15 protein-coding genes, 1 tRNA gene and 5 pseudogenes are annotated in these 21,185 nt (G+C 67.8%); 16 read left to right on the plus strand and 5 right to left on the minus strand.

Annotation, left to right across the window (positions count from 1 at the left end):
* Positions 1-58: 58 nt before the first annotated feature.
* Positions 59-2,278, plus strand: a complete 2,220-nt coding sequence (locus H5395_RS01020; RefSeq protein ID WP_182790657.1) for a YjbH domain-containing protein — start codon at positions 59-61, stop codon at positions 2,276-2,278.
* On the plus strand, positions 2,275-2,928 hold the full coding sequence (locus tag H5395_RS01025; protein ID WP_182790658.1) for a YjbF family lipoprotein: 654 nt from the start codon (positions 2,275-2,277) through the stop codon (positions 2,926-2,928). The genes H5395_RS01020 and H5395_RS01025 overlap by 4 nt, the downstream gene beginning before the upstream one ends.
* Positions 2,929-3,052: 124 nt before the next feature.
* Here the strand turns inward: H5395_RS01025 and H5395_RS01030 are convergent, their stop codons facing one another.
* A complete protein-coding gene (locus H5395_RS01030; protein ID WP_182790659.1) occupies positions 3,053-3,289 on the minus strand; it encodes a hypothetical protein in 237 nt (78 codons plus the stop codon).
* 383 nt (positions 3,290-3,672) lie between these two features.
* Positions 3,673-5,718, minus strand: coding sequence for a pseudouridine synthase (locus tag H5395_RS01035; RefSeq protein ID WP_255440435.1), 2,046 nt, complete (start codon positions 5,716-5,718; stop codon positions 3,673-3,675).
* 117 nt (positions 5,719-5,835) lie between these two features.
* On the opposite strand from H5395_RS01035, the gene H5395_RS01040 reads away from it, so the two are divergent.
* Positions 5,836-6,282: a nucleoside deaminase gene (locus H5395_RS01040; RefSeq protein ID WP_182790844.1), complete on the plus strand. Its 447-nt coding sequence runs from the start codon at positions 5,836-5,838 to the stop codon at positions 6,280-6,282.
* 63 nt (positions 6,283-6,345) lie between these two features.
* On the plus strand, positions 6,346-9,780 hold the full coding sequence (locus H5395_RS01045) for a pyruvate carboxylase (protein WP_182790661.1): 3,435 nt from the start codon (positions 6,346-6,348) through the stop codon (positions 9,778-9,780).
* A 93-nt stretch (positions 9,781-9,873) separates the two neighbouring features.
* Here the strand turns inward: H5395_RS01045 and H5395_RS01050 are convergent, their stop codons facing one another.
* Positions 9,874-10,317, minus strand: a complete 444-nt coding sequence (locus tag H5395_RS01050; protein WP_182790662.1) for a hypothetical protein — start codon at positions 10,315-10,317, stop codon at positions 9,874-9,876.
* Positions 10,307-10,927, minus strand: a complete 621-nt coding sequence (locus tag H5395_RS01055) for a DUF5671 domain-containing protein (protein ID WP_182790663.1) — start codon at positions 10,925-10,927, stop codon at positions 10,307-10,309. The genes H5395_RS01050 and H5395_RS01055 overlap by 11 nt, the downstream gene beginning before the upstream one ends.
* Before the next feature lie 215 nt (positions 10,928-11,142).
* Here H5395_RS01055 and H5395_RS01060 point away from each other — a divergent pair.
* The 6 genes and pseudogenes from H5395_RS01060 (at position 11,143) to H5395_RS01085 (ending at position 16,938) form a co-directional block, all read left to right on the plus strand.
* Positions 11,143-11,217, plus strand: a tRNA-Gly gene (locus H5395_RS01060).
* 76 nt (positions 11,218-11,293) lie between these two features.
* A complete protein-coding gene (locus H5395_RS01065; RefSeq protein ID WP_182790664.1) occupies positions 11,294-12,577 on the plus strand; it encodes an aspartate aminotransferase family protein in 1,284 nt (427 codons plus the stop codon).
* A gap of 25 nt (positions 12,578-12,602) precedes the next feature.
* Positions 12,603-13,727 (plus strand): alanine racemase, encoded by a 1,125-nt coding sequence (alr, locus tag H5395_RS01070; RefSeq protein ID WP_182790665.1) that lies wholly within the window; start codon positions 12,603-12,605, stop codon positions 13,725-13,727.
* Positions 13,724-15,020 (plus strand): annotated as a pseudogene (locus H5395_RS01075) (D-amino acid dehydrogenase). Before alr ends, H5395_RS01075 begins: the two are co-directional and overlap by 4 nt.
* 14 nt (positions 15,021-15,034) lie before the next feature.
* Positions 15,035-15,394: pseudogene (locus H5395_RS01080) on the plus strand (Rid family detoxifying hydrolase); the annotation flags it as partial.
* A gap of 45 nt (positions 15,395-15,439) precedes the next feature.
* A pseudogene (locus tag H5395_RS01085) lies at positions 15,440-16,938 on the plus strand (CoA-acylating methylmalonate-semialdehyde dehydrogenase).
* 206 nt (positions 16,939-17,144) lie between these two features.
* Here the strand turns inward: H5395_RS01085 and H5395_RS01090 are convergent.
* Positions 17,145-18,363, minus strand: a pseudogene (locus H5395_RS01090) (IS256 family transposase).
* A 284-nt stretch (positions 18,364-18,647) separates the two neighbouring features.
* Between H5395_RS01090 and H5395_RS01095 the strand changes: the two are divergent.
* From H5395_RS01095 to H5395_RS19375, 6 genes and pseudogenes are all read left to right on the plus strand, one after another.
* Entirely contained in the window at positions 18,648-19,115 is a 468-nt protein-coding gene (locus H5395_RS01095; RefSeq protein ID WP_182790667.1) for a hypothetical protein, read from the plus strand.
* 60 nt (positions 19,116-19,175) lie between these two features.
* Entirely contained in the window at positions 19,176-19,469 is a 294-nt protein-coding gene (locus tag H5395_RS01100) for a hypothetical protein (RefSeq protein WP_182790668.1), read from the plus strand.
* The gene (locus tag H5395_RS01105) at positions 19,466-19,816 is read left to right on the plus strand and encodes a hypothetical protein (RefSeq protein WP_182790669.1); all 351 of its coding nucleotides are present in this window, start codon (positions 19,466-19,468) and stop codon (positions 19,814-19,816) included. The genes H5395_RS01100 and H5395_RS01105 overlap by 4 nt, the downstream gene beginning before the upstream one ends.
* A complete protein-coding gene (locus H5395_RS01110; protein ID WP_182790670.1) occupies positions 19,813-20,124 on the plus strand; it encodes a hypothetical protein in 312 nt (103 codons plus the stop codon). Before H5395_RS01105 ends, H5395_RS01110 begins: the two co-directional genes overlap by 4 nt.
* Positions 20,088-20,219, plus strand: a complete 132-nt coding sequence (locus H5395_RS19370) for a glycosyltransferase (protein WP_370576343.1) — start codon at positions 20,088-20,090, stop codon at positions 20,217-20,219. The genes H5395_RS01110 and H5395_RS19370 overlap by 37 nt, the downstream gene beginning before the upstream one ends.
* A 71-nt stretch (positions 20,220-20,290) precedes the next feature.
* Positions 20,291-21,151 (plus strand): annotated as a pseudogene (locus tag H5395_RS19375) (ABC transporter ATP-binding protein); the annotation flags it as partial.
* Positions 21,152-21,185: the final 34 nt, after the last annotated feature.

Below are 21,185 nucleotides of genomic sequence, written 5' to 3' on the forward strand. Positions count from 1 at the left end.
TCCCAGCGCCCGGCGCCCTTTCATCCCGCCCGGCCTTGACCGCAAAAGGACTGTCCGCATGACAAAGGCCCGCCCGTCCCCCCTGACCCGCCGCCTGCTGGCCACGGCGCTGCCGGTTGCGGTGGCGCTGGTCCCGGCCGGCGCGGGCTTCGCCGATCCGATGATCGGTGCCGTCACCAACCGCTACGGCCTGCCGGGCGCGATCGACACCCCCACGGCCGAGATGATGCCCGACGCCACCCTCGGCGCGGTCCTCAGCTATGCCGAGGTCGGCAACACCGTCGGCCTCAGCTTCCAGATCCTGCCCCGCGCGACGGTGGTGCTGCGCTACGGCAAGTTCGACAGCACCGAGCAGCGGCGCGGCTATGTCCGCGACCGCTCCTTCGACCTGAGATTGTCTCTGCTGGACGAGGCCCCGGACGGCTGGCGCCCCGCCATGGCCGTTGGCCTGCAGGACATGATCGGCACCGGCTTCTATGCCTCGGAATACATCGTTGCGACCAAGACGCTGTCGCCGCGCCTGCGCGTCAGCGCGGGCCTTGGCTGGGGGCGGCTGGCGAGTTCGGGCGGCATCGGTTCGCTGATCGATGACCGGGGCGGGCCTGACGAGGCGGAAGGCGGCACCCTGAACACCGACCAGTGGTTCCGGGGCGAGGCCGCGCCTTTCCTGAACGTCCAGTGGAAGGCCACCGACAAGCTGACCCTGCTGGCCGAGTATTCCGGCGACGACTACGCCTGCGAGACAGGGGATGCCGACAACTGCGCCCGCTCGGCCTGGCTCAGCGACGAAGACGAGTTGTCGAACAACATCAACCTCGGGCTGACCTACCAGGCCGGGCGCAACTACCAGATCGGCGCCTATGTGCTGGGTGGCACGCATTTCGGCGTTACCGCCAGCATGACGCTGAACCCGCGTCAGGCGCCCTACCCCTCGGGGCTGGAGAAAGGCCCCGCGCCGGTGCGCCCACGTCCCGCCGTCGCCGCCGACCCGGAAGGGTGGGCGGGCACCTGGTCGGCGGACCCGACCGCACAGCCGGCGATCCAGAAGGCGCTGGGCGATGCGCTGGCCAAGGAAGGCCAGACGCTGCAGTCGATGACGCTGACCGGAACCCGCGCCGAGGTCCGCATCCGCAACAACCGCTACATCCAGCAGGCCGAGGCCGTGGGCCGCACGGTCCGCCTGATGACCCGCGCCCTGCCGCCCTCGGTGGAAACGCTGGTCGTGACCTCGGTCGAGAACGGGATGCCGACCTCGTCCCTGACCTTCCGACGCGCGGATGTCGAGCGGCTCGAGAACACCGAGGTCAGCCATATCGCCAATGCCGCGGTGATGACCGACGCCCACCCGCGCCCCGCCGGGCTGGTGCAGAGCCCCGGCATCACGCCGCGCTTCCAGTGGTCCATCGGACCCTCGCTGAATACCGGGTTGTTCGATCCCGACGAGCCGCTGCGCTATGACGTGGGCATCTCGGCCCGCGCCACCTACGAGATCCTGCCGGGCCTGACGCTGAACGGGACGGTGCGGCAGCGGCTGTTCGGCAATGCCGAGCAGGACGCGCCGGGCGGCCTCTCGGTCGACGACTACCTTGCCCTGTCGGACGAGGAGATCGCCGACCGCAACAACGGCGTTTACCGCGTCCGTTCGGACGGGCGGATGTATTCCGGCAACGACGATCCGCGCATCCCGAACCTGACGCTGAACTGGAACGCGCGGCCGACCGAGACGGTCTATACCCGCGTGACCGTGGGCCTGCTGGAAAACATGTATGGCGGCGTCTCGACCGAAGCGCTGTGGAAGCCGGTGAACTCGCGCCTCGCGCTCGGGGCCGAGGTCAACCGGGTCCGCAAGCGCGACTACCGCGACGCCTTCGAGTTTCTCGATTACGAGGTCACGACCGGCCATGTCTCGGCCTATTACGAATTCGGGGGCGGCTTTGTCGGCCAGCTTGACGTGGGCCGCTATCTGGCCGGCGACGATGGCGCCACGGTGACGCTGACGCGCGAATTCGCCAGCGGCTGGTCGGTCGGCGCCTATGCCACCAAGACCGACCTGTCGGCCGAGGAATATGGCGAAGGCTCGTTCGACAAGGGCATCACCGTCCGCGTGCCGCTGTCTTTCGCGGTCGGCACGCCGTCCAAGCGGACGGTGGGCGGCACGATCAGCTCGCTCAACCGCGACGGCGGGCAGCGGGTGCGGGTGGGGGGCCGGCTGTACGACGCCGTGCGCGACAGCCATTCGACCAAGATGTATGACGGCTGGGGGAGATTCTGGCGATGAACGGCATGATCCGGGGCGCCGCGCTGGCACTGGCCCTGCCCCTTCTGGCCGCCGGATGCTCGGGGGGCTCGGCCTCGGGCGACGCGGGGACGGGACCGGGGATCGGCGGCTCGCTGGCCCGCGCCGTGCTGTCCCAGCGCCAGGCCCCGGCAGAACCGGCAGCCGCGCCCGATCCGCAGGCGATGGCGGCCGAGGCGCTGGCCGTGAACCCCGGCCCGCTGATCCTTGTCGGGCTGGAACGGCTCGGCACCACGCAGGTGCTTGCCATGACCGGCGAGAACCGGGGAATGCGGACCTACATGACGAAGAATGAGCAGGCGCTGATCATGCGCGGCTTCATGCTGACGGGCACCCGCGGCCTTGGCCACGACCTGTCAGTGGCCGAGGCCGAACAGTCCGCAGCCCTTGTCGCCGCCGGACAATCCGGGCCGGCGCGGCGGGTGATGCGCTATTACAGCGGCGACGGGCAGGAACGGCCGCTTGTCTTCGCCTGCCAGATCGGCCGCGGCCCCAACCCCGGCGTCATGGTCGAGAATTGCGATGGGCACGGGCTGCAGTTCGAGAACAGCTACCTGCCCTCGGCCGGCGTCTCGCGCCAGTGGATCGGGCCGGGCCTGGGCCATGCGACGATCCAGGTGCTGCGGAACTGATCCATCCCACGTTTTATCCAAGGCCCGCCCTCATGGCGGGCTTTTTTCATGCGCTGGGCAGCCGGACAGGCAAAAGAAAAGGGGCCAGTCCGAAGACTGACCCCTGATCGGTACCGATGCGAGATTACTCGCTGTCGGGGGTGTCGTCGTCATCATCGTCATCGTCGTCCGAAGCGACGGCAGCGATGACGCCCAGCAGCAGCAGGGCGGGGACGACGAGACCGGCGTTGGTCGACGCCGGGCGGGTGTCGACGACGACGGGCTCGACGTCGACGACCGGGGCGACGTAGCCGCCGGCGAGTGCGGTCGAGGCCGACAGGCCAAGAGCCGCGGCAAAGGTAGCGAATTTGGTCATGATCATGCTCCGTATTCTTGTGAAGTCTGCCGGTTTCCCGACAGCATCGAGGCGACAGTTACACAAAGCCCTCAAGTTGAAAAGCGGCTAACGACCGGTTCCGCTGCGGGTCAGCGCTCACTGTTGCATAATCGCCAACCCCTTCTGGTTGGCTTGGTTCCGCTTTGCCTCGTGCACGATCGGACCTGTGGCCGTTATGCACCGCACTGCAGTTCCGGTGACGGAAAGCAGTAGCTTTTCCGAGGGCTTACTGAGGCGGAAGGGAACCATCTCCTCTGATCCCTAGCGGCCTTGCAGATGTTCCCCGGTCCGTTCCTGACGCGCTTTTCCCGGACGCCCCGCATCGTCGGGCCAAGGGCATGGTTCCCCCCTGCCCCAAGCCGTCGCTGTCAGCGCCGCCCACCGCCTTTCGGGGGACCTCCGTCCCGCCCCGGCTTGCCGCCCGGTCCACGGCCCGAGGGCGCAGGCCCGCGCGGGCCGGTGCCGGGCTTCGGGGGCCGTCCACCTGTCCCGGCGGGCCGGGGTCCGCGGAACGGTCGGTCCCCTTGCGGACCCGAGGCACCGGCGCGATCCGGCCGGGCCGCGCGGGGCTTGCGCGAAAAGCCGCCCTCGGCCTCGGCGCTGCGCGGACCGCCTTCGCGGGGCGGACGCGGCGGGCGGTTCCCGTCCCGGTCGTCCCGCGCGGCCCAGGGCTTGCGGTCGCCGCGCGGCTGATCCGGCCGGAACCTGTCGGAACGGTCCCGGTCAAAGTCCCTGCCGCCTTCGGCGCGCGTGTGATCGGAACGAGGACGCTCGCCCTGCGGCCTGGGTCCGCGGGGGCGATCCGCGCCTTCTGGCCGGGGGCTGAAGCCCTTGCGCTCGGTCCCGCCTTCGGCCCGGGGGGTGCGGGGGCGCTTGTCCCCCTCGGGCCGCGGCCCGTCACCCGGCCGCCCGAAGCGGCCCGGCGGGCGCGGTCCCCGCTCGCCGCCCTCGCCGGAACGGGAGTGGAGCTTGCCCGTGGACCCGGCCGCGTGATCGGGGCGGCCTTCCCCGCGGCGGTCGAAGCCAGCCTGCCGGGGGCCACGGCCTGCCCCGTCGTCACGGCGATCCGGGCTGAACGCGCGAGGCTTGCGGTCGTAACCGTCGCCCGGCCCGCCGCGCGCGGGGCCGCCGCGCCCGGCACCCGCACGGGCGGGGTGATCGCCCCCGTCGCTGCCATGGCGCGGCTTTCGCGGCGCCCGGTCCTTCTCGGCACGGTCGGCCGCCCATGGCCTGCGGTCCCCTTCGGTGCGGGGCCTGCGCTCGCCGTCTCCATCCCGACGCGGGACACGGGGCGGGCGCGGGGCAGCGTCATCGCGGCGGGACCCGCGGGCCGTGGCGTTCCGGGCCGGACGTTCGCCGCGTTCCTCCGCCGCGTCGGTGTCGCCGGTCAGCAACCCGCCCAACTGGTCGCGCAAGACGCGGCGCTTGACCTCGCGCACTTCGTTCTCCTCCATCCCGATCAGCTTGAAGGGGCCGTAGCCGATGCGGATCAGGCGGTTCACGATCAGCCCGACATGCGCCATCGCGCGGCGGATCTCGCGGTTCCTGCCCTCGCGGATGCCCACGGTAAGCCAGGCGTTGGCGCCCTGCTGACTGTCGAGCTTGATTTCCATCGGGGCGAATTCCTCGCCTTCGATGGTGGCGCCCCGGCGCAGCGGGTCGAAGGTCAGGTCGTTCGGCTGCCCATTCACCCGGACGCGGTAGCGGCGCAGCCAGCCGGTCGAGGGCAGTTCCAGCCGCCGCTTCAGCTCGCCGTCATTCGTCAGCAGCAGCAGGCCTTCGGAATTCAAGTCGAGCCGCCCCACGCTCATCACGCGCGGGAGGTCACGGGGAAGCGCGTCAAAGACGGTCTGGCGGCCCTTCTCATCGGCTTCCGAGGTCACAAGGCCGACGGGCTTGTAGTAAAGCCAGAGCCGCGTTTCCTGCGCGGCTTCCATCGGCTTGCCGTCCACCGTCACCTTGTCCGAGGGCAGCACGTCCAGCGCCGGGCTGGAAATCTTGCGGCCGTTCACGGTGACGCGGCCTTCGACGATCATCCGCTCGGCCTCGCGGCGGCTGGCCACGCCCGCGCGGGCCATGACCTTGGCAATGCGCTCGCCGCCTGCCGCCTGCGCGGGCTTCTTGGCAGCCGCGGCTTTGACAGGCTTGGGTCCCTTCTCCGGCTCGTCGTCGTCGTCGTCGTCGTCGTCGTCGTCGTCGTCGTCGTCGTCGTCGTCGTCGTCGTCGTCGTCGTCGTCGTCGTCGTCGTCGTCGTCGTCGTCGTCGTCGTCGTCGTCGAAGGGTTCGCCCGCCTTGTCCTCGGCGGCAAGCTCGATCTGGTCGGTATCCTCTTCCTCTGCGCCCTCGATGGGCGGCAGAGCTTCGTCTTCGTCGCGGGGGGTGTCGGGATCGGGGGGCGTGTTCGGGTCGGTCATGGCGATCTCCTGCGCATCGCTGCGGTGGTGTGGCGGCAAGGTGCCGGGTCTAGCCCCAACGCAGCCGAGGCGAAAGCGGTTCTTGCGCAGGGCGCCGTGTCACGGCATCCCGCAGGCATGTTCCGCAGCCACATGGATGCCGCCTTGGCGCAAGCCCGCGCCGCCGCCGAACGCGGCGAGGTGCCGGTGGGTGCCGTCCTGACCGATCCGTCGGGCAGCGTCGTTGCCGCCGCCGGCAACCGCACGCGCGAGTTGTCGGACCCCACGGCCCATGCGGAGATCCTTGCCATCCGCGCGGCCTGCGCGGCCGTCGGGTCCGAACGCCTGCCCGGCCATCGCCTGTGGGTCACGCTGGAGCCCTGCCCCATGTGCGCCGCCGCCATTTCCGCCGCGCGGATCGAGGTGCTGTATTACGGCGCCCCAGACCCCCGCATGGGGGGCGTCGCCCATGGCGCGCGGGTCTTCGACCATCCCCAGTGCCACCATCGGCCGCAGGTCTATGACGGCATCGCGGCCGAGCCTGCGACCGATCTGCTGCGCCGCTTCTTCGCCGCGCGGCGCTGAGCTTATCGTCGCCCTTGCGCTCGGGGTCCGGCTGCTGAAAGGTGCCGCGCAAATCCTCCGGGGGTGCAGATGTTCCAGAAGATCCTTGTGGCGAACCGTGGCGAGATCGCGATCCGGGTGCTGCGGGCGGCCAACGAGATGGGCAAGCGCACGGTCGCGGTCTATGCCGAGGAGGACAAGCTGAGCCTCCACCGCTTCAAGGCGGACGAGGCCTACCGCATCGGCGAGGGGCTGGGGCCGGTCGCGGCCTATCTGTCGATCCCCGAGATCATCCGCGTGGCGAAAGCCTCGGGCGCGGATGCGATCCACCCGGGCTATGGGCTGCTGTCGGAGAACCCGGATTTCGTGGATGCCTGTACCGCCGCGGGCATCGCCTTCATCGGGCCCACTGCCGACACGATGCGGGCGCTGGGCGACAAGGCCTCGGCCCGCCGCGTTGCGATTGCCGCGGGCGTCCCCGTCATCCCCGCGACCGAGGTTCTGGGCGATGACATGGCCGAGGTCGCGCGGGCGGCCGAGGAAGTCGGCTATCCGCTGATGCTGAAGGCATCCTGGGGCGGCGGCGGGCGGGGGATGCGGCCGATCCTGTCGGCGGCGGAACTGCCCGAGAAGGTGCGCGAGGGCCGGCGCGAGGCCGAGGCCGCCTTTGGCAACGGCGAGGGCTATCTGGAAAGGATGATCCTTCGCGCCCGCCACGTCGAGGTGCAGCTTCTGGGCGACAGCCACGGCGGGCTTTACCATCTGTATGAGCGCGACTGCACCGTGCAGCGCCGCAACCAGAAGGTGGTGGAACGCGCGCCCGCCCCCTACCTGACGCCCGAGCAGCGGGCCGAGGTCTGCGGGCTGGCGCTGAAGATCGGTCAGGCCGTCGGCTACCGCAATGCGGGCACGGTCGAGTTCCTGATGGATATGGACTCCCAGTCCTTCTACTTCATCGAGGTGAACCCCCGCGTCCAGGTCGAGCATACCGTGACCGAGGAGGTCACCGGCATCGACATCGTGCAGGCCCAGATCCGCATCGCGGAAGGCGCGACGCTTTCCGAGGCGACGGGCATGGCTTCGCAGGCGGACGTGACGCTTTCGGGCCACGCAATCCAGTGCCGGGTGACGACCGAGGACCCGCAGAACAACTTCATCCCCGACTATGGCCGCATCACCGCCTATCGCACCGCCACCGGCAACGGCATCCGGCTGGACGGCGGCACGGCCTATGCAGGCGCGGTCATCACCCGCTACTACGATTCGCTGCTGGTGAAGGTCACCGCCTGGGCGCAGACGCCCGAGGCCGCGATCCGGCGCATGGACCGCGCCCTGCGCGAGTTCCGGGTGCGGGGCGTTTCGACCAACATCGACTTCGTCATCAACCTGCTGAAGCACCCGGTCTTCCTGTCGAACGAGGCGACAACCAAGTTCATCGACACGACGCCCGAGCTGTTCGACTTCTCGCCCCGGCAGGACCGGGCGACGAAGATCCTGACCTATCTCGCCGACATCAGCGTGAACGGGCATCCCGAGACCAAAGGCCGCCCGCGCCCCGCCGAGTCCAAGCTGCCCGTCCCCCCTGCCCCGCGGCAGGAGCCGCCCGAGGGCACCCGGCATCTTCTCGACCGTGAGGGGCCGCAGGGCGTGGTGGACTGGCTGTCCCGCCAGCAGCGGCTGCTGCTGACCGACACCACCATGCGCGACGGGCACCAGTCGCTGCTGGCGACGCGGATGCGGTCCATCGACATGATCCGGGTGGCGCCGGCCTATGCGGCGAACCTGCCCGGCCTTTTCTCGGTCGAATGCTGGGGCGGGGCGACCTTCGACGTGGCCTATCGCTTCCTGCAGGAATGCCCCTGGCAGCGGCTGCGCGACATCCGCGCGGCCATGCCCAACATCATGACGCAGATGCTGCTGCGCGCCAGCAATGGCGTCGGCTACACCAACTATCCCGACAACGTGGTGCAAAGCTTTGTCGCGCAAGCGGCGCAATCCGGCGTGGACGTGTTCCGCGTCTTCGATTCGCTCAACTGGGTCGAGAACATGCGCGTGGCGATGGACGCCGTGGTGGACTCGGGCAAGCTTTGCGAGGCCGCGATCTGCTATACCGGCGACCTGATGGACCCCGATCGGTCCAAGTATGACCTCGCCTATTACGTCGACATGGGCCGGCAGCTGCGGGAGGCGGGCGCGCATGTCCTCGGCGTCAAGGACATGGCGGGCCTGCTGAAGCCCGCCGCCGCGCGGGTGCTGTTCAAGGCGCTGCGCGAGGAAGTCGGCCTGCCGATCCACTTCCACACCCATGACACCAGCGGCATCGCGGGGGCCACGGTGCTGGCGGCAGCGGACTCGGGCGTGGCCATCGTGGACGCGGCGATGGACGCCTTCTCGGGTGGCACCTCGCAGCCCTGCCTCGGGTCCATCGTCGCGGCGCTGGACGGGACGGACCGCGACACCGGGCTGGACATCGGCAGGGTCCGGGAAATCTCGAACTACTGGGAACGGGTGCGCGACCAGTATTGCGCCTTCGAGGCGGGAAGCCGCGCCCCGGCATCGGAGGTCTACCTGCACGAGATGCCGGGCGGGCAGTTCACCAACCTCAAGGCGCAGGCGCGGTCCCTGGGGCTGGAGGACCGCTGGCATCAGGTGGCCGAGACCTATGCCGAGGTGAACCGGATGTTCGGCGACATCGTGAAGGTCACGCCATCGTCCAAGGTCGTGGGCGACATGGCGCTGATGATGGTGGCCCAAGGGCTGACCCGCGCGCAGGTCGAGGACCCGGCCGTCGAGGTCGCCTTCCCCGACTCGGTCGTGGACATGATGCGCGGCAACCTCGGTCAGCCCCCCGGCGGCTGGCCCGAGGCGCTGCAGCGCAAGGTCCTGAAGGGCGAGGCGCCCATCACCAACCGTCCGGGTGCCCTGATGCCGCCCGTCGATCTGGCGGCCGCCCGCGTCGAGGTTCAGGCCAAGCTGGACGTCGCGCTCGACGACGAGGACTTCAACGGCTGGCTGATGTATCCCAAGGTCTTCAGCGACTATGCCGAGCGCCACAAGACCTATGGCCCGGTCCGCACCCTGCCCACCCCCGCCTTCTTCTACGGGATGGAGCCGGGCAAGGAGATCAGCGTCGAGATCGACCCCGGCAAGACGCTGGAGATCCGCCTGCAGACCATCGGCGACACCGATGACGCGGGCGAGGTGCGGGTGTTCTTCGAACTCAATGGGCAGCCCCGCACCGTGCGGGTGCCGAACCGTGGCGCGAAGGGTGTGACTGCCGCACGGCCCAAGGCTGATCCCGCGAACCCCGGCCATATCGGCGCGCCGATGCCCGGCGTGGTGGCGACGGTGGCGGCGCTGGCGGGGACCAAGGTCCGCGCGGGCGACCTGCTGCTGACCATCGAGGCGATGAAGATGGAAACCGGCATCCACGCCGACCGCGAGGCCATCGTGAAGGCGGTCCATGTGAGCCCTGGCCAGCAGATCGACGCCAAGGACCTGATGGTCGAACTGGAGTGAAGGAAGGGGGCGCTCGCGCCCCCTCTGCCGCTGCCCGGCATTCACCCGCCTCGAGGATATTTGAAACCGTCCGAAGCCTAGGAAGGGGGAGAATCAGCGTTCGATCCCGGAGGGGGCTTCCGGGTCATCGCGCAGGCGGCGGGGCAGGTCCTCGACGATGCAATCGCCGTCACGGCGGTTCGCGACCCAGCGTTGATCCTCCGGCGGCAATTCGAAGGCGGCGCAGAGACGGAACTTGCCCGCCTTGAGCGCCTCGACGCGGTAAGGCTCGCCTGAGCGGCTGTCGGTCAGCGGCACCGTGTCGGGGCAGCCGGGCGTGGGCGACAGGTCGGCGGGCAGTCGGCGCGTTTCGCTTTCATCGGCAAGGCAGACGACATGGCCCGCAAGGCGGCGCAGGTCCTCCATCCGGGCATCGTCACGGCGTTCCTTGCGGGCCTGCAATGGTCCCCCGCCGATGGCGAGGCCGGCCACGACGGTTGCGCCCGCAAGGGCCGCGATGGCCCAGCTTGCCCAGCCCTGCGTCCTTCTAGCGGTCATCCAGTTCATCCCGCCACCAGGCAAAGGCCAGCCCGCCGATCATTGCGATCAGCAGGGTCTTGGCCAAGAAGCGCGCCGTCAGCTCGCCATTCAGCAGCGCGTAGATCACCGCCACCAGATCGCCCAGCAGCGCAAGCGACGCGAGCAGCAGCGTGACCGCCGCGAACCATCTGCGGACCAGCGACCTGCGGCGGCCTGCATCCTGCGCCGTGTTCCGCGCCACCCTGCGGTTCAGCCACAGGAACAGGGGCACCGCAGAAATCAGCGCCGCCATGTTCCAGCGCAGCGCCGAGGGCGACGGCGGATAGCGGTCCGCAAGGCCCGGCAGGACCGAATCGATCACCTGGAAGCCCAGCATCACCACATGCCAGCAGATGAAGATCAGCAGCAGGAACAGCAGCCCGTAGACCAGCGCCTCGCGCGCCGAGACATGGGGGCGCGGCCGCGGCACCGGCGGCAGGCCCGGCGCGACGGCCCAGCCGTCCAGCGCCTCGGCGGCCTCCCGCGCGCTCCACCCCGCCTCTGCCAGGGCGGCGGCCAGGTCGTCCCGGCTGCGCCCCGCGGTCAGCCCTTGCCGCACAAAATCGCCCAGATCATCGCTGCGCGACATGCCTGCCCCCGTTCTCCAGTCTGCATTGGCCAGGATCGGCGGCGCGGGGTCAAGCGCCGGCAGGCCCGGTTTTCCGTCCCGGAACATCCCTGCCGGAGACTCGAGCCGAACAATCACGACTGCCGAAAGGGTCCGGTGCATTTTTCCTCTTGCAGCCATCCGCGGGCTTGGCTAAATCCCCCTCCACCGGCGGCGGACGCCACCGGAGACGGAGCGCGGGCGTAGCTCAGGGGTAGAGCATAACCTTGCCAAGGTTAGGGTCGTGAGTTCGAATCTCATCGCCCGCTCCAGATTTCAGTTTCAAGATCAACTGTTCAAGACGCATCCTCCGGGGTGCTTCTTGCTTGCAGACCAATTGTCTCTGCGATGTACAAAGCATCCTGCTGTAGTGCGGCGGCCCCGCGGCTGCTCGTCGCGGCCGAGGGCATGCATTACACCTCCGCCGATGGTCACCAGGTGCTTGACGGCACTGCCGGCCTCTGGTGCTGCAACGCCGGTCATGGACGCAGCCAGATCACCGAGGCCGTGAGCCGCCAGCTCGCCACGCTCGATTATGCGCCCTCCTTCAACATGGGCCATCCCATCGCCTTCGATTTTGCCGAGCGGCTCGCCGCCATCGCGCCGGGGCCTGAGGGCGGAAGGCTCGACCGGGTCTTTTTCACCGGCTCGGGATCGGAGTCGGTCGACACCGCGCTGAAGATCGCCATCGCCTACCAGCGCGCCGTTGGACAGGGCACCCGTACCCGTGTCATCGGCCGCGAACGAGGCTACCACGGGGTCGGCTTCGGCGGCATCTCGGTTGGTGGTCTGGTCAACAACCGCCGCGTCTTCCCGCAAATTCCGGCTGACCATCTCCGACATACCCATGACCTCGCGAAGAACGCCTTTGTGAAGGGGCAGCCCGAGCATGGCGCCGACCTGGCCGAGGATCTCGAGCGCCTGGTCCAGCTGCACGGCGCCGAAACCATCGCCGCCTGCATCGTCGAGCCGGTCGCCGGCTCGACCGGCGTCCTCGTGCCGCCCAAGGGCTACCTCGAGCGCCTGCGCGAGATTGCGACGAAGCATGGCATCCTTTTGATCTTCGACGAGGTCATCACCGGCTTTGGCCGCCTCGGCGCACCTTTCGCCAGCGACTTCTTCGGCGTGACCCCGGATCTGGTGACGACCGCCAAGGGTCTGACCAATGGCGTGATCCCGATGGGTGCGGTCTTCGCCTCGCGCGCTGTCCATGATGCCCTGATGACCGGACCCGAGAACGTCATCGAGCTGTTCCACGGATACACCTACTCCGGCCACCCCGCTGCCTGCGCTGCAGGCTTGGCCACGCTCGATATCTACGAAGGCGAGGGTCTCTTCACCCGCGCGGCAGGGCTGCAGGCGAAATGGAATGATGCGATCCATGCGCTGAAGAGCGCGAAGAACGTCATCGACATCCGCACCATCGGCCTGATCGCCGGGATCGAGCTTGCTCCGCGCGAAGGCGCGGTCGGGACGCGCGCCTATGATGTCTTCGTCGACTGCCTGGCGAAAGGGCTGCTGATCCGCGTCACCGGCGACATCATCGCCCTGTCGCCGCCGTTGATCGTCGAGGAGGGCCAGATCGACGAGATGGTCAGCGTCCTTGGCGACGCCCTCGCGCGCGCCGCCTGAGCGAAGGGAGCCGGGAGGGGGGCCGATGCGTGATACCGACTTTCGGCACGCCGGCGCCGTGCTCGAGATCGACCTCTCGGCTATCCGGCACAACTACCGAACCCTCCGCGCCATGGTAGGCGGCACCTGTGCCGCCGTAGTGAAAGCCGACGCTTACGGGCTCGGGGCAGCGGCGGTCGCCCAAGTCCTTTACGCCGAGGGCGCGCGTCAGTTCTTCGTCGCGCATCTGGACGAGGCGCTTGCTCTTCGGCCAGCGCTGCCGGCGGGAGCCGAGGTCTTCATCCTGAACGGCCTCCCGCCGGGTGCTGAGGCGGATTGCGCGGCTTCAGGCCTCATTCCGGTGCTGAACAGTGCGGCCCAGATTGACGCCTGGGCCGGCCTCGCTCGCCTGCAGGGCCGCCCCCTCCTGGCTGTGGTGCAGGTCGACAGCGGCATGTCCCGCATGGGACTTCCCGAGGACGAACTCGAGGCGGTCACGGCCACCCCCGAACGGCTTGAGGGCATCACACTGCGCCTCGTCATGAGTCATCTCGCCTGCGCCGAGCGGCAGGATCACGCAATGAACCGCACCCAGCTTGCCGGCTTCGAGGCGGCACGGCGGCGCCTGCCCGCTGCTCCCGGCAGTTTTGCCAACTCCTCCGGGATTTTCCTCGGCTCGGATTTCCACTTCGATCTGGCCCGCCCCGGTGCGGCGCTCTATGGGATTGCGCCAGTCGCGAATGCGCCAAACCCGATGCGGCCGGTGGTCCGCTTGCGCGGCCGCATTGTGCAGATCCGGGACATCCCGGCCGGGGCGCAGGTTGGTTACGGTGCCAGCTGGACTGCGGAGCGGCCGGGTCGGATTGCCACTGTCTCGGTTGGCTATGCCGATGGCTATCTCCGCAGCCTCAGCCACCGTGCTGTCGCACATGTAGGCGAGATGCCGGTGCCGCTCGTCGGCGTCGTCTCGATGGACAGTATCACGCTCGATGTCACCGGTGCGCCAGCGGCCGTTCCAGGCGGTTTCGTCGACCTGATCGGTCCTCACAATCCGGTTGATGCGGTTGCCACTGCGGCCAGCACCATCGGCTATGAAGTTCTCACCTCGCTCGGCAGCCGCTATGCGCGTGCCTATGCCGACGCTCTCTGCACGGAAAGGCAGACGGCATGAAGATCGTCATTCTTGGCAGCGGCGTTATCGGCGTGACGTCTGCTTGGTATCTCGCGCAGGCCGGCTATGAGGTCGTAGTTCTGGACCGACAGCAGGGGCCCGCACTTGAGACGAGCTTCGCAAACGCGGGCGAAATCTCGCCCGGCTACGCCACGCCTTGGGCAGGACCTGGCGTCCCCTTGAAGGCCATCAAGTGGATGATGATGCGGCACAGCCCGCTCCTCATCCACCCGCACCTCGAACGGGCTTTCTGGCGCTTCGGCCTTGCCATGCTCCGCAACTGCACCGCCGAGCGCTATGAGGTGAACAAGAGCCGCATGGTGCCGATCGCCGAGTACAGCCGCGACATGCTCAAGGCCCTCCGCGTCGAGACCGGGATCGCCTACGACGAGCGCATGCAGGGCACGCTCCAGCTCTTCCGCACCGAGAAGCTGATGGCCGGCGCGCCCAAGGACATGAGGGTCCTCGATGCGCTCGGCGTTCCGAATGAGCTCCTCGACCCCGATGGTTGCATCGCCGTCGAGCCGGCGCTCGCCAAAGCCCGGGGCAAGTTCGTCGGCGGCCTTCGCCTGCCCAACGACGAGACCGGCGACTGCTTCAAGTTTACCAACGCCTTGCGGGACCTCGCCGCCGCTCGGGGCGTCGACTTCCGCTACGCCGTCACGATCAAGCATCTGATCGCCGATGGTGGTCGGATAACCGGTGTCTCCACCGATCAGGGCACCGTCACCGGCGACGCTTATGTGCTGGCACTTGGCAGCTACTCGCCGCTCATGCTGAAGCCCCACGGCATCGATCTGCCGATCTATCCGGTCAAGGGCTATTCGCTGACCGTACCGATCACCGACCCTGCCGGCGCGCCGGAATCGACGGTGATGGACGAGAAGCACAAGGTGGCGATCACCCGCCTCGGCGACCGCATCCGTGTGGGGGGCATGGCCGAGCTCGACGGCTACTCAACCGACCTGCACCCGAACCGCCGTGCGACGCTTGAGCATGTGGTGTCTGACCTTTATCCGGCCGGCGGCGACGCAAAGGCGGGCAGCTTCTGGGCCGGCCACCGGCCGATGACCCCGGACGGACCGCCGGTAATCGGCCGGGCGAAGTATCCGAATCTTTGGCTTCAACACCGGCCATGGCACACTCGGCTGGACCAGGGCCTGCGGTTCGGGCCGGGTGCTGGCCGACCTCGTCTCTGGCCGCGCCCCCGAGATCGACGCGAGCGAACTCAGTATCGAACGCTATACCGCCACGCCTCTCCGATCCATCCGCCGCAAGGAGCTTCCCGCATGATCCCGATCAACGCCACCGGCGCGCCTGCCGCTATCGGACCCTATTGCCACACCGTCGCCTTCGGCGAGTTCGTCTTCACCTCGGGGCAGATTCCGCTCGATCTTTCGGGTGCAATGCCCGCCGGCATCGAGGCGCAGACCGAGCAAGTCTTCGACAACCTCGAAGCAGTGCTCGCTGAAGCCAATAGCAGCCTTGATCGGGTGGTGAAGGCGACCGTCTTCGTCACCGATCTCGGGGACTTCGCCAAGCTCAATGCGATCTACGAAAAGCGCTTTGGCGCCCACAAGCCGGCGCGCTCGACCGTGCAGGTCGCGGCTCTGCCCCGGGGCGCCGCGGTTGAGATCGAACTTGTCGCGACCCTCTCCGGCGCCTGAGGGCGGCAGAAAGCCAGCCAAACAAAATCCAAAAGGACCACACCCATGACCGATCTATTCCACTACATCTCTGGCGAGAGTGTCCCGGGCAGATCCGGCCGCTTCGCCGACGTGTTCAACCCGGCGACCGGCAGCATTGAGAAACGAGTGGCGCTGGCCACCGCCGAAGAGATCGGCGAAGCCGTGGCGGTGGCCAAGGCGGCATGGCCTGCCTGGCAAAGACGCCCCCGCTGCGGCGCGCGCGCATCCTCGACAGGTTCAAGTTCCTGCTGATGGAGAATGCCGACAAGCTTGCCGAACTCATCTCCGTCGAACATGGAAAGACCCATGATGACGCCTTGGGAGAGGTGACGCGAGGGCTTGAGGTCGTCGAGTTCGCGGTGGGCATTCCCCAACTGCTGAAAGGAGAGGTGACGGAGAATGTCGGCACCGGCGTCGACAGTCATTCCCTGCGCCAGCCCCTGGGTGTCGTGGCCGGGATCACGCCGTTCAACTTCCCCTGCATGGTCCCGATGTGGATGTTTCCCGTCGCGCTTGCCTGCGGCAACTGCTTCATCCTGAAGCCATCTGAGCGGGATCCCTCCGCGCCACTGTTCCTCGCCGAGCTGCTGACTCAGGCGGGCCTGCCGGCGGGCGTGTTCAACGTGGTCAACGGCGACAAGGAGGCTGTTGACGCGCTGCTCGCCCACCCCGATGTGAAGGCAATCAGCTTTGTCGGCTCGACGCCGGTCGCACGCGACATCTATACGACCGGCACCGCGCATGGAAAGCGCGTCCAGGCGCTCGGCGGCGCCAAGAACCACGCGATTATCATGCCGGATGCGGACATCGACATGGCCGTCGGCGCGCTGACGGGCGCGGCCTACGGCTCGGCCGGTGAGCGCTGCATGGCGATTTCGGTGGCCGTGCCGGTCGGCGAAGAGACCGCGAACAGGCTGATCGAAAAGCTCATCCCGAAGATCGAGGCGCTGAAGATCGGCCCTGCCGCCGATCGGACCTCGGAATTGGGCCCGCTCGTCACCGCGCAGCATCTCGCCAAGGTCCGAGGTTACATCGACCAGGGCGAGCGAGAGGGGGCAAAGCTCGTTGTGGATGGCCGCGACTTCACAGCGCCTCAAGGCTACGAGAACGGTTACTTTATCGGCGGCACCCTGTTCGACAACGTGACGCCGGACATGACGATCTGGAAGGAAGAGATCTTCGGCCCGGTCCTCTCCATCGCGCGTGCCGCGAACTACCAGGAAGCGGTGGACCTGGTCGCCCAACATGAATACGGCAATGGTGTCGCCATCTTCACCCGTGATGGTGACGCGTCACGCGCCTTCGGCCACGAGGTCGAGGTCGGCATGGTTGGCATCAACGTCCCGATCCCGGTGCCAATGGCGTTCCATTCCTTTGGGGGATGGAAGGATTCACTCTTTGGCGACCACCACATGCATGGACCCGAGGACGTTCGGTTCTACACTTGCCTAAAGACCCTTACGACCCGCTGGCCGACTGGCATGCGCGCCGAGGCCGAGTTTGTCATGCCAACGATGGGATAACTCAGTTGACATGGGGCGAGTTCGCTTGCCCCATGTTGCGAATGTAGCAGTGTAGTGTGGCGCCCCTATCGGGTCAGCACGATCCGCGCAATCACCATCCGCACGAGATCATCTGCGGCCAGGTCGCTCAAGATTGCTGCAGGTGCTATCCGGGGTGTGGTGGAAATTCGCGGTCGGCGATCTCCGGTGCGGCGAAGGTTACGTGATCATGCGGCGAGATCAATGGAGCTGGCGGCGAGCGTCTCCCAGCCGTCGACCTTGCGCATGACGATCTGCCCGGAGGCGAGCAGCGCCCAGAACAGCATCGGCGCGGTCTCGGCCTCCGGCAGGACGGTCTGGGTCTTGATGCGGCGGCGGAACTCCTCGTGCAGACGCTCGATGGCATTGGTGGTGCGGGCCGATTTCCATTGGCCGGGCGGCAGGCGCGTGAAGGTGAAGAGCCGGTCGCCGGCTTCTTCGAGGCCGTCGGCGACGGCTCGACACTTCAGCCGCCACTTGCGCGAGACAACGCCTTCCGACGGGCCTCCACGTCGGCGGCAGTCTCGGCGTAGATCATGTCGCGGTAGTCGTTGGTCAGTTCGTCGTGCAGCCGCTTCGGCGCGTGGGCGAGCAGGTTGCGGTGCTTGTGAACCGTGCAGCGCTGAACGGGGGCGTCGGGCCAGAGCGCCGCCAAGGCCGCTTCGAGCCCGGGCGCGCCGTCGACGATGACGAACCCGGGCGCGTTCAGGCCGCGCCGGGTCATGTCCGCGAGGAAGGTGGCCCAAGCGGCGGTGCTCTCGCCGCCCATGCTCCTGAGCGCCAGCAGCACCTTCTGGCCGTCTCGGCGCATCCCGACCGCAAGGCCACCAGCAGGGAGATGATGGTGGCCTTGCGGTCGATCTTCGTTCGGATCACCGTGCCGTCTAGGATCAGCCGGACGATGTCCTCGTCGTGGAGGCCGCGGCCGTTCCAGCCCTCCCAGTCGGTCCGAACCTTGCGCCAGGTGCTGCTGACCACATCCTTGCCCACGGCGCCGTCGAACAGCGCCGCCAGGGCACGGCGCACTCTCCGGGTGTTCGTTCCGGCGAGATAGGCACCGGCGATCAGCGCCTCTGCCCGCTTCGTCAGCCGCTGATAGCGGCGCAGTGCCTTCGAGCGCCATTCCGCCGTCCCGCCATCCTCGCACACGAGCTGTGCCCGCGGCACGCGCACCGTCTCGGCGCCGAACGTGCCGATCACCTGCCGGTCGCGGTGGCTATTGCGCCAACCGAGTATGTGCTCCTCGGCGCGCTCATAGCGGCCCCGCCCGAGCGCGGCCGACAGCTCCTCCTCGAGGATCTCCTCGATGAAGGCACGAACCCGGCCGCGCACCTCGTCTTCCAGCGGATCGCTCCACCCCACACCGAGAAGTGGCGACGACGTCGGTGTCGTCGTAGTCTCATCCATGGCGTGGTCTCCACGGCGGCGGCAACCGCCGTCCAAGGTTGGGTCAATGCCCGGAGACTACGCCAGCCCTGAAACTCCACCACGTTCGCGACAGCACCTGGCTGCAGATGTTCAAGTGCTAAGCACTTTTGATATTACGTGCAGACATCTTCTGAAAGTAACAGCGTAAGACGATGGAAGGTCCGGCAGGCTGCCGCATCCCGCAGCGCTTCGGGGTCACTGGACCAAGAAAGCGTCAACGCAATGCTGAAGACTGTATCGCCGAAGAACCCCGCCTGCGGATCGTGCTGTATTCGCATGATACCCTCGGATTCGGGCATCTGCGCCGCAACATCATGCTGGCGAGCCGCTTGCGAAAGCTTCCCTCGCAGGCCGACATTCTGCTGCTGGCCGGGAAGCGCGAGGCCGGGTCGTTCAACCTGCCTGCGGGCATCGACCTCATCACGCTGCCAGCCAATGCCAAGCAGTCGGATGGCAGATATGCGCTGCGGCACCTCGGCCTTGACCTCAAGGCGCTGGCGAAGATCCGGGAAAACATCATCATGGCCGCGGTCCTGTCCTTCCGCCCCGACCTGTTCATCGTGGACAACGTGCCCCGCGGGGCGCAGCACGAACTGGACGCCACCCTGAGGATGCTGCGCGAAACCGGCGGCACCCGCGTGGTCCTTGGCCTGCGCGACGTCATCGACCGACGCGACAAGGTGCGCGGCCAATGGGTGAAGCAGCGCAACTTCACCACGGTCAGCGAATGATATGACGACGTCAGGATCTACGGCGCGCAGGATTTCCATGACCTGATCGCCGAATACGACATGGGTCCGATCGTCCGGGACAAGGCCCGCTTCACCGGCTGCCTGCACCGTGACCACGCGGTTGATCAAGCCGCCTCGAACATGATCCGCGACAAAGTCCTGCACGGCGATTCCACGCCCTGCATCATGACGATGGTCGGCGGCGGGCGCGATGGCCTCGCGCTCTGCAAGGCCTTCGGCAAGACGCGGCTGCAGGAGGGGCGGCAGGGCATCCTCGTCACCGGCTCGCAGATGTCGCCGCGGGATGCGCGGACCGTGGCGGACATCGCACGGGACAATCACCAGCTGACGTGATCGACTTCCTGTCCGAAACCATCGCCCTGATCGACGGGGCGGACAGGCTCATCGGCATGGGCGGCTACAACACCGCCTGCGAGGTTCTGTCGCTGAACAAGGATGGGCTGATCGTGCCCCGCGCAACGCCGCGAGCGGAACAACTGATCCGCGCCGAACGGCTGGCGAGCCTCGGGCTGATCGACATGCTGCACCCCGACGAGATCTCGGCCAAACCGCCTGACGGCCTGGATGGATCGTCCGCGCAGACAGTCGAACTTCCCCTGCCCGATCAACATGAAGGGCTTAAAAACGTGACCCTCTTCGCCGCGCAGGCCTTTGCCGCGAAGCCGCCCCACATCCATTGACCTGCAGGACAGGACAGGAGATCAGGGCGCAGTTCACCGGCGCGGTCCCCGCCGACCGGGTGGCGGCGGAACTGGCGCGGATGTCGGTGGGCATCGCCTGCCATGGGCAAGACCAGCTCTTCTATTTCTCGCCGCTGAAGCTTAACGAATACATGGCGGCGGGCCTGCCTGCCGTCGTCTTGTGGACCGGGGGAGCTGAAGGATCTGACCGGCGCCGGCCCGTTTCAGGCCGGATGCCCCGCCGGAAGATCCCCGTGCCCTTGCCGCCGCACTGGCCGGGCTTGCTACCGATCCTGCCCGCCGCGTAGCGATAGGGGAGGCCACGCGGGACCATGTGCTGCGGTATCACAGTTGGGGCAGCATCGCCCGCGACCTGCTGGCGCGCGCCGGGATCGGGCCATGACCGCCAGGCCAAGCAGCCGCAAAGGTGACCTTGTCGAGGCGATGCCCGGCCTGCGCCGGATGATGGCCCGGATGCAGCCCTATCTGCGACCGCACCGGGGGCTGGTAGCCGGGGGCAGCGCGGCACTGATCGCCTCGGTCCTGACCAAGCTGGCCGAGCCATGGCCGCTGAAGTTCGTCATCGACAACGTGGTGGATGTCGGCCCCGACACCGCCCGCACCACCGGGTTTGCCGCCTTGGACGGCCTGACCACGCAGGAACTGCTGCTGGCCTGCGCCATCGGCCTTGTCGTCATCATCGGCTTTCGCGCGCTTTTCGAATACACGGCAACGATCTGCTTCGCCAAGGCAGGCAGCCGGGTGCTGACGCAGGTGCGCGGCGACCTGTTCCGCCACCTGCAGCAGTTGCCGCTGTCCTTCCATTCGCGCAGCCGCACCGGCGACCTGACCATGCGGCTGATTTCCGACGTGGGGATGCTCAAGGAAACGGCGGTCACGGCGGTACTGCCGCTGGCGGTAAACGCGCTGATCCTGTTCGGCATGGCCGGGGTCATGCTGTGGATGAACTGGCAGCTTGCGATGATCGCGCTGGCGCCGCTGCTATGGGCGCTGTCCATCAGCTGCGGCAAGCGCATCCAGACCGTCAGCCGCAAGCAGCGCAGGATCAAGGGGACGATGGCCGCGACCGCCGCCGAAAGCCTCGCCGGCATCCGCACGATCAAGGCGCTGAGAGTCGAGGATCAGGTCGCCCGCGGCTTCATCGAGAACAACCTGAAAAGCCTGAAGGGCAGCGTGAAATCGCAGCGGCTGTCGGCGGGGCTGGAACGCTCGGTCAATCTGCTGGTCGCGGTGGCGACGGCGCTGATTATGTTCATTGGGGCGCGGATGGTGCTGGCGGGAAGGCTTTCGTCGGGGGACCTGCTGGTCTTCATCACCTACCTGAAGAACACCTTCGCCCCGTCCGCGA

Source organism: Paracoccus sp. MC1854 (assembly GCF_014164635.1).
Taxonomy (GTDB): Bacteria; Pseudomonadota; Alphaproteobacteria; order Rhodobacterales; family Rhodobacteraceae; genus Paracoccus.

Bases quoted from the DNA above. Each gene is read 5' to 3' on its own strand.
- H5395_RS01020 (WP_182790657.1), top strand. From the start codon at position 59: ATGACAAAGGCCCGCCCGTCCCCCCTGACCCGCCGCCTGCTGGCCACG.
- H5395_RS01025 (WP_182790658.1), top strand. From the start codon at position 2,275: ATGAACGGCATGATCCGGGGCGCCGCGCTGGCACTGGCCCTGCCCCTT.
- H5395_RS01030 (WP_182790659.1), bottom strand. From the start codon at position 3,289: ATGATCATGACCAAATTCGCTACCTTTGCCGCGGCTCTTGGCCTGTCG.
- H5395_RS01035 (WP_255440435.1), bottom strand. From the start codon at position 5,718: ATGACCGACCCGAACACGCCCCCCGATCCCGACACCCCCCGCGACGAA.
- H5395_RS01040 (WP_182790844.1), top strand. From the start codon at position 5,836: ATGTTCCGCAGCCACATGGATGCCGCCTTGGCGCAAGCCCGCGCCGCC.
- H5395_RS01050 (WP_182790662.1), bottom strand. From the start codon at position 10,317: ATGACCGCTAGAAGGACGCAGGGCTGGGCAAGCTGGGCCATCGCGGCC.
- H5395_RS01055 (WP_182790663.1), bottom strand. From the start codon at position 10,927: ATGTCGCGCAGCGATGATCTGGGCGATTTTGTGCGGCAAGGGCTGACC.
- H5395_RS01065 (WP_182790664.1), top strand. From the start codon at position 11,294: ATGTACAAAGCATCCTGCTGTAGTGCGGCGGCCCCGCGGCTGCTCGTC.
- alr (WP_182790665.1), top strand. From the start codon at position 12,603: ATGCGTGATACCGACTTTCGGCACGCCGGCGCCGTGCTCGAGATCGAC.
- H5395_RS01100 (WP_182790668.1), top strand. From the start codon at position 19,176: ATGGGTCCGATCGTCCGGGACAAGGCCCGCTTCACCGGCTGCCTGCAC.